This is a genomic window from Azospirillum sp. FG154, from assembly GCF_057809575.1.
Window position 1 is genome coordinate 200,399 of the sequence record NZ_JBMDKF010000010.1, and the last position, 7,669, is coordinate 208,067.

The following is a 7,669-nucleotide window of genomic DNA, read 5'->3' on the forward strand; positions in this document are numbered from 1 at the left end:
TGGGGAACGTCAATCGTCGTGTTGATCGTGGGCGGCGCTCCACAGGCCGGACAGGCCCCCCGGATACGCCGCCGCCTGATAGGCCGCCGCCGCCGCGCCCAGCAAGAGCGCGGCGATCAGCGTGTGAATCATCATTTTTTTCAACATGACAGGCTCCGAAGCCTAAAAAGGGCGGTGCGGTCAATCGTCGTCATGCTTGCGGTCGCCCCGCCCCCGCAGGACGTCGCGGCCAAAGCTGGTTCCGTCGTCGCGGATGATCTGGGCGGCGTGGATCGCGCCCTGGTGAACGCCGCCGACCACCGTGATCGGCGCGCCGGTCTCGATTCCCTCGGGCAGAAGGCCGCGATTGTCGACGGCGATGACGTCGCGCCCGTCATTGACGGCGAACCATGTGCCGGCGACCGATTGGACCGTGCCGCTGACCGTGCCGCCGCCCGCCTTCAGCACGTCGGTGATCGGCTGGGGGGCGCTGGCTTGCGCGGCGGCGTGGCGACCCTCGTCGCGGTGACGCTCACCCGCTTGAACCGGCGCGACGGCGGCAAGGGTCGCAAGGGCGGCGGTGGCGAACAGCGTGATCTTCAACATGGCGACGCTCCAAGTGTGGGAAACGGGCGGCGATCCGTCCGATGAACCACACACTGCGCCGTTGGGGCTGAGGCGATCCTGAACGGGTCGTTCATTCTCCGTTCAGCCGAATTCTCCAAACCATCGGTCGTTCAGCCCGGGTTCAGGGTTGCGGCGTTAGGCTGACTTCCCTTTTCTGGACCGGCGAGCGAAACTCGCGAACAAGCCGAGGTGTCCATGCCGCTCCCCCACCTTGCCCGGATCGTCGCCATCCTTCTCGTCGCGGCGGCGGTCCCCTCGCCCGCGTCCGCCGAAGCGGACGACCACAGCCGAGCGCGCGAGGCGCTGCAAGCGGGCCGGATCCTGCCGTTGGAGCAGATCGTCGCCAAGGCCAAGGAGCAGTTCGGCGGCGAGGTTCTCGACGTCGAGCTGGAGGATGAACGCGACGGCCTGCGGTACGAGCTGAAACTGATGGCGGCGGATGGCCGCATCCTGAAGCTGGAGTATGAGGCCGCCACCGGCGCCCTGATCCACAGCAAGGGGTGGAAGCGACGCCACGAAGAACAGAGGTGAGCCATGCGCGTGCTGATCGTCGAAGACACCACCGAGTTGGCGCGCCAACTGACCCAACGGCTGGAGGCCGACGGCTACGCCGTCGATTGCGCCGGGGATGGCGAGGAGGGCCAGTTTCTCGGCGAAACCGAACCCTACGACGCCGTCATCCTCGACCTTGGCCTGCCGAAGATCGACGGGCTGTCGGTGTTGCGGAGCTGGCGGCGCGGCGGGATGACGGCCCCGGTGCTGATCTTGACCGCGCGCGGCTCCTGGCATGAAAAGGTCCAGGGCATCGACGCCGGGGCCGACGATTACCTCGCCAAGCCCTTCAGCATGGAAGAGTTGCTGGCCCGCATCCGCGCCCTGATACGCCGGGCCAAGGGCCACGCCGCCGCCGACATCGCTTGCGGCCCCGTGGTGCTCGACACCCGCAGCGGGCGGGTGACGGTCGCGGGCGAGCCGGTGGAGCTGACCGCCTTTGAATACCGCGTGCTGTCCTATCTGATGCACCGCAAGGGTCAGGTGGTGTCGCGCAGCGAGCTGATCGAGCATGTCTACGCCCAGGATTTCGACCGCGATTCCAACACGGTGGAGGTGTTCGTCGGGCGTCTGCGCCGCAAGATCGGGGCCGATCTCATCAAAACCGTGCGCGGGCTCGGCTATCGGTTGGATGAGGCATGATCGGGCGCATGATCGGGCGCTTGCGCCGCGTCCGCTGGTGGCCGGATTCCCTGCGCTTCCGCCTGCTGGCCGGGGCCGCCGTCTGGATCACGCTGGCGCTGACCATCGCCGGATTCGTCCTGTCCGGCCTGTTTCAGGACCGCATCCACCAGCGTTTCCAGGACGAGATGCTCAATCACCTGGAGCAGTTGGCGGCGTCGCTGGAACTGGACGACCAGGGCCAACTCTCCTTGCGCCAGCCCTTGAGCGATCCGCGTTTCCGCCGCCCGTTGTCGGGGCTGTATTGGCAGATCGGCGGGCCGGGCGAGACCATCCTCAGCTCCCGCTCCTTGTGGGACAGCGTGCTGGCCCTGCCCGCCGATTCGGTGGAGCCAAGCGCCCTGCACCGCCACGTCGTCAGCGGCCCGGCGGGCCAGATGTTGAGCGTGATGGAGCGCTCGGTCGTGCTGCCCGAACGGCCCGACGCGCCGATCCGCATCGCCATCGCCGCCGACCGGGCCGAGATGGGCCGGGTGATGGACTCCTTCAACCGCACGCTGACGCTGTCGTTGGGGGCGCTGGCCCTGGCGCTGATCGCGGCGGCGGTGATCCAGGTGCAAATCGGCCTGCGCCCGCTGTCGCGCCTGCGCAGCGGTTTGAACGCCGTGCGCGCCGGTCGGCAAAAGCGCTTCACCGAAGCGATGCCCAGCGAAATCATGCCGCTGGTCGACGACCTCAACGCCCTGCTGGCCCACGCCGAGGACAGCGTCGGGCGCGGGCGGCTTCAGGCGGGCAATCTGGCCCACGCGTTGAAAACCAACCTCGCCATGCTGGCGAACGAGGCGCGCTTGCTCGATTCCCAGAACGGCCAAGACGGGTCGGGCCGAATCGGCGCCGCCATGGTGGAGCGGGTCGCGGTGATGCGCCGCCACATCGACCATCACATGGCCCGCGCCCGCGCGGCGGCGTCACGCGGAATTCCCGGCCTCAGCGCCCCAGTGGCCGACCGCGTGGCGGCGCTGGCGCGGGTGATGCGCAAGCTGCACGCCGACCGCGCGTTGGAGATCGTCGCCGACAGCGCGGCGGATCATTCCTTTGCCGGAGAACGCGAGGATCTCGACGAGATGCTGGGCAATCTGGTGGACAACGCCTGCGCCTGGGCGCGCCGCCGGGTGGCTGTCGCCTCGCGCCGGGACGACGCGCCCGGCTGGTTGATCCTGACGGTGGACGATGACGGGCCGGGCCTGCCCGCCGACCGGCGCGAGGCCGTTCTGATGCCCGGCGTGCGGCTGGACGAAAGCGTGCCGGGAACCGGGCTTGGCCTGACCGTGGTCCATGATCTGGCCCGGCTCTATGGCGGCGACCTGACGCTGGAGGATTCCCCGCTGGGCGGCCTGCGCGCCCGCCTGCGCCTGCCGATGGCGCGCGACGGCGGATGAGGGGGACCGCCGCTCACACGGCGGCGGGTTTGTCGTCGTGGGCGGGTTCGATGTGGCCGACGATGCGCAGGATTGAGGGCCAGGCGCCGCGCACCCGCCGCTCCACCCGGTCAATCGCCTCATGGGCCTGGAACACCGGCATCTGCGGGTCGGCGTGGCAGTGGAAGACGACGTAGAGCCGCCCGTCCGCCTCGCGCACGCGCAGGGAATGGATGTCGAGCAAGCCGTCATGCCCGGCGATGGCGTCGCTGAGCGCCGCCTGGATGGACGCGACGGTGGCCGAATCGACCTCTTGGCTGCGCACGGGGTGGCCGGAGCGCGGTTCGATGTGGGTTTCAACCTCCACGCTGTCGCCCAGTTCCGACCGGATGGCGCCCTCCAGCGCGGTCGCCACGCCGTGCGCCCGGTTCAGCGGCCAATCGCCGTCCACCTCCAGGTCATAGGCGACGGACAGCGCCTCCCCCACCCGCTGCACGGTGACATGATGAACCGCCTGCCCGTGATGACCGGCGACGGCGCCGACCCGCTCCAGAATCGTTTCATCGTCCAGCGCCAGGGATTGCGTGCCGACCCGAACCTCGGCCTCCGACATTTCGGCGCGGATGGCGTTGGCCGCGTCCTCGACCACCGCCGCGACCCGACCGGGCGGCAACAGGCGGCTGACCGCGATGTCCAGATCGACGAACAGCGTGCTGCCCCCCGGACGCACCCGCACCCCGCGCACCGCCGCCACGCCGGGCACGGTGGAAACCAGCGCGGTCACGCGGTCGGCCACGCCGACCGGGGCGGCGTCGATCAGCGTGTCGATGGTCCGCCGCCCCAAACGGTAGCCCGCCAGACAGACGAACAGAGCGACGCCGATGGCGGCCAGCGGATCGCCCTTGGGGTAGCCGAGCCAGACCAGACCCAACCCGACCAGCACGACCGAGGAGCTGAGGATGTCGGAGGAGAAATGCAGCGCGTCGGCCTCCAACGCCTGACTCTTGGTTTCCTTGGCGACCCGCGACAACTCCCGCGCCCGGAAGAAATCAATGGCGATGGACGCGACGATGACGCCGACCGACCACCAGGTCGCTTCGACCTCGACATGATCGGCCAGCAGCCGTTGGGCGGCTTCAAACAGGATCCAGGCGCTGGTCAGGAACAGCAGCGCGGTTTCGGCGAGCGCCGCGACGCTTTCCACCTTGCCGTGGCCATAGGGGTGGCCGTCGTCCGGCGGCGTGTCGCTGACCCGCACGGCGGCGTAGGTCAGCGCCGTGGCGACGAAATCGAGCAGGCTGTGCACGCCCTCCGACAGGATGCCGAGGCTGCCGGTGGAAAATCCCACGATCAGCTTGCCAATCGTCATCGCGGCGCTCGCCACCATCGAGGTCAGAGCGACCGATTCCTTTTCGTTCGACATGATGCCGTTTCCATGATTGCCGGGCTGGACCCTGCCCGTCAAAGGCTGAACCCTCGATGAACACAGGTTCGTCGGTTCGGTTCCCCCGGCGCGCCGCCCCTGTCCGTTTGCTTATCACAGCTTGGCGTGGCGAGGCTTCTGCGAACATGTTGCAACGCAGCGTAAGCGCCGATCCGGTCATGGGGCGAGTGGAAAGCGGAGAGGCAAATCGACTGATTGGCCCCCGTTTGCGCGACCGTCAGGCCGCCCCTGTTCCAGCCGCCGACGCGGGCAAGGCCAGAGCGGTCAAAACCTTCTCCACGCTGTCGCGGCTGATCGGCTTGACCAGCACGGCGTCAAAACCGATGGAGAGGAATTCCGCCCGCTCCTCCGGCTGACCATGCGCGGTGTAGGCGACGATGCGGACGCCCTGCCCGCCCAACCCTTCGGCGCGGACCCGCTGGCAGACCTCCTTGCCCGACATGACTGGCATGCTGATGTCCAGCATGATAAGGGCCGCCGGGTTGGCCGCCAGCCAGTCCAAGGCCGCCGGGCCGCTGTCCACCTGGGCGACGGTCCAGCCCATCTTGTCCAGCATGCGGCTGGCCAGCAGGCGGTTCACCGGCTGATCGTCAACGACAAGGGCGTGACACGGTTGGCTCATCAAGCGGCTCAGGCGAGGGAAGACCAAGCATGCTCGCATTTTTGACCGTCGGGGTGAAGCGGAAGCTTCCCCCGACGGGGTGTTGACACAAAACCGTCATGAAACGACCGCGCGCAGATGCCGCACCGGGCGGCCCGGCGACAGCGCTTCCGCCGACCGGGCGATGGCCTGGGCGTCGATGCCGAAATGGCGGTACAGATCGGCCAGCGTCCCGGTCTGGCCGAAATGCTCCACCCCCAGCGCCCGCGTGCGATGCCCGGCGACCGAACCGAGCCAGCCCAGCGTCGCCGGGTGGGCGTCGGCAACCGTCACCAGGGCGCAATGGGGCGGCAGCCCGTCGAGCAGCCGTTCGATGTGCGAACGGGCGTGGCTCAAGCCCCGCTCCCGCGCCCGCTGCGCCGCGCTCCAGCCCGCGTGCAGGCGGTCGGCGGAGGTGACGGCCAGCAACCCGACATCCCGCCGATCCTCGCCCAGCAGCCCGACCGCCTCGATGGCTTCGGGCGCGATGGCCCCGGTGTAGGCGATGACGACCTGGGCGTTCGGCCCCGGACGGCGCAGCCAATAGCCGCCATCGACGACGTCGCGCGCCAGCCCCTCGTCCATCACGCGGGTCGGCTGCTCCAGCGCGCGCGAGGACAGGCGCAGATAGACCGCCCCGCCGGTTTCGTCGCGCAGCCAGTTGCGTTCGTCCGGCTCCGTCCCGTCCTTGGCCCCCTCCCGCTGCATGTAGTCGAAGGCCCAGCGCATCACCACCGCCAATTCGTCGGCGAAGGCCGGTTCAAAATAGGCCAGGCCATCCTGCGCCATCCCCACCAACGGGGTGGCGATGGATTGGTGCGCCCCGCCTTCCGGGGCCAGCGTCACCCCCGACGGCGTCGCCACCAGCAGGAACCGCGCGTCCTGGTAACAGGCGTAGTTCAACTGATCGGCCCCGCGCATGATGAAGGGGTCGTAAACCGTGCCGATGGGCAACAGCCGCTCGCCGAACAGCGAATGCGACAGGCCCAACGCCGACAGCATGATGAACAGGTTGGACTCGGCGATGCCCAGCTCCATGTGCTGGCCCTTGGGCGAGAACTCCCAATTGTAGGTCGAGGGGATGCGTTCCTTTTTGAACACGTCGGCCATCTCGCGCTTGGCGAACAGGCCGCGCCGGTTGACCCAGGCGCCGAGGTTGGTGGAGACGGTGACGTCGGGGGCCGTCGTCACGATCCGTTCGGCCAGTTCCGACCGCTCGCGCCCCACCTCGTTCAGAATCAGGCCGAAGGAGGCTTGGGTGGACAGGCTTTTCTGGCTGGGGACCGGCAGGGCCGCCGGAACCGGAACCGCCGCCGCGCTGTGGCGCCGCCGCCCCTTTTGAGCGAAGGGCACGCGCGCCAGAAAGGCTTCGAGCGTCGCGCCCGGCAGATCCAGCCCCTCGAACGGCTCCCACTCCTGGCCGGGGCGGATGTTGCAGGCGGCGCGGAAACCGTCCATCTGGGCGGGCGTCAACAGGCCGGAATGATTGTCCTTGTGACCGGCCAGCGGCAGCCCGGCGCCCTTGATGGTGTAGGCGATGAAGCAGACCGGGCGGTCGTGCGTCCGCGCCGCGTGGAAGGCGTCGAGCAGGGAGGGCAGATCATGGCCGCCCAGATTGCCCATCAGCCGCGCCAGTTCCGCGTCGTCGCGCCGCTCGATCAAGGCCGTCACCGGCCCCTGGTCGCCCAGATCATCCATCAGGCGCCGCCGCCACGCCGCGCCGCCCTGATAGGTCAGCGCCGCATAGAGCTGGTTCGGGCAGGTGTCGATCCAGTCGCGCAGCCGCTCGCCGCCCGGCTCCTGAAAGGCCGCCTGCATCAGCGACCCGTATTTCAGGATCACCACGTCCCAGCCAAAGGCGCGGAAGATGTTCTCCAACCGCTCCCACAGCCCTTCGCGGATCACCGCGTCCAGGCTCTGGCGGTTGTAATCGACGATCCACCAGGTGTTGCGCAGGCCGTGTTTCCAGCCTTCCAGCAGCGCCTCAAAGATGTTGCCCTCGTCCATTTCGGCGTCGCCGACCAGCGACACCATGCGCCCTTCGGGCAGATCCGGGGCGAGAGCCTTGGCCTTCAAATAATCCTGGGTCAGCGAGGCGAACAGCGTCTGCGCCACCCCCAGCCCGACCGAGCCGGTGGAGAAATCGACGTCGTCCACGTCCTTGGTCCGCGACGGGTAGGATTGCGCGCCCTTGTAGCCCCGGAAATTCTCCAGCTTTTCGCGGGTCTGGTTGCCCAGCAGATACTGGATGGCGTGGAAATTCGGGCTGGCGTGCGGCTTGACCGCCACCCGGTCCTCGGGCCGCAGCGCCGAGAAATAGAGCGCCGTCATGATTGTAGCGCGCCAAATGGTTTGACGTGATCCGCCAGATGGTTTGACAGTTTCGCG

Annotated in this window: 8 protein-coding genes; 3 read left to right on the plus strand and 5 right to left on the minus strand. The window is 68.5% G+C overall.

The features are described from left to right. Positions 1 to 9 precede the first annotated feature (9 nt). A complete protein-coding gene (locus ACODS4_RS14210) occupies positions 10 to 147 on the minus strand; it encodes a hypothetical protein (RefSeq protein WP_488864679.1) in 138 nt (45 codons plus the stop codon). A gap of 33 nt (positions 148 to 180) precedes the next feature. Then, on the minus strand, positions 181 to 585 hold the full coding sequence (locus tag ACODS4_RS14215; RefSeq protein ID WP_488864681.1) for a cytochrome c maturation protein CcmE: 405 nt from the start codon (positions 583 to 585) through the stop codon (positions 181 to 183). 216 nt (positions 586 to 801) lie between these two features. Here ACODS4_RS14215 and ACODS4_RS14220 point away from each other — a divergent pair, with 216 nt between their 5' ends. From ACODS4_RS14220 to ACODS4_RS14230, 3 genes are read left to right on the plus strand one after another with little or no spacing between them, the layout of a single operon-like run. After that, positions 802 to 1,137, plus strand: coding sequence for a PepSY domain-containing protein (locus tag ACODS4_RS14220; protein ID WP_488864683.1), 336 nt, complete (start codon positions 802 to 804; stop codon positions 1,135 to 1,137). Between the two features lie 3 nt (positions 1,138 to 1,140). Continuing rightward, a complete protein-coding gene (locus tag ACODS4_RS14225; protein ID WP_488864685.1) occupies positions 1,141 to 1,800 on the plus strand; it encodes a winged helix-turn-helix domain-containing protein in 660 nt (219 codons plus the stop codon). Continuing rightward, positions 1,797 to 3,218 (plus strand): ATP-binding protein, encoded by a 1,422-nt coding sequence (locus ACODS4_RS14230; protein WP_488864687.1) that lies wholly within the window; start codon positions 1,797 to 1,799, stop codon positions 3,216 to 3,218. The genes ACODS4_RS14225 and ACODS4_RS14230 overlap by 4 nt, the downstream gene beginning before the upstream one ends. 13 nt (positions 3,219 to 3,231) lie before the next feature. Here the strand turns inward: ACODS4_RS14230 and ACODS4_RS14235 are convergent, their stop codons facing one another. From ACODS4_RS14235 to ACODS4_RS14245, 3 genes are all read right to left on the minus strand, one after another. Continuing rightward, a complete protein-coding gene (locus tag ACODS4_RS14235) occupies positions 3,232 to 4,620 on the minus strand; it encodes a cation-efflux pump (RefSeq protein WP_488864689.1) in 1,389 nt (462 codons plus the stop codon). Between the two features lie 238 nt (positions 4,621 to 4,858). Then, a complete protein-coding gene (locus ACODS4_RS14240; protein WP_488864691.1) occupies positions 4,859 to 5,263 on the minus strand; it encodes a response regulator in 405 nt (134 codons plus the stop codon). Between the two features lie 96 nt (positions 5,264 to 5,359). Further along, positions 5,360 to 7,612, minus strand: coding sequence for a transketolase-like TK C-terminal-containing protein (locus tag ACODS4_RS14245; protein WP_488864693.1), 2,253 nt, complete (start codon positions 7,610 to 7,612; stop codon positions 5,360 to 5,362). Positions 7,613 to 7,669 lie beyond the last annotated feature (57 nt).

Coding starts and splice junctions, on each gene's coding strand:
- ACODS4_RS14215 (WP_488864681.1), bottom strand. CDS start 585: ATGTTGAAGATCACGCTGTTCGCCACCGCCGCCCTTGCGACCCTTGCC.
- ACODS4_RS14240 (WP_488864691.1), bottom strand. CDS start 5,263: ATGAGCCAACCGTGTCACGCCCTTGTCGTTGACGATCAGCCGGTGAAC.
- ACODS4_RS14235 (WP_488864689.1), bottom strand. CDS start 4,620: ATGTCGAACGAAAAGGAATCGGTCGCTCTGACCTCGATGGTGGCGAGC.
- ACODS4_RS14210 (WP_488864679.1), bottom strand. CDS start 147: ATGTTGAAAAAAATGATGATTCACACGCTGATCGCCGCGCTCTTGCTG.
- ACODS4_RS14225 (WP_488864685.1), top strand. CDS start 1,141: ATGCGCGTGCTGATCGTCGAAGACACCACCGAGTTGGCGCGCCAACTG.
- ACODS4_RS14220 (WP_488864683.1), top strand. CDS start 802: ATGCCGCTCCCCCACCTTGCCCGGATCGTCGCCATCCTTCTCGTCGCG.
- ACODS4_RS14245 (WP_488864693.1), bottom strand. CDS start 7,612: ATGACGGCGCTCTATTTCTCGGCGCTGCGGCCCGAGGACCGGGTGGCG.
- ACODS4_RS14230 (WP_488864687.1), top strand. CDS start 1,797: ATGATCGGGCGCATGATCGGGCGCTTGCGCCGCGTCCGCTGGTGGCCG.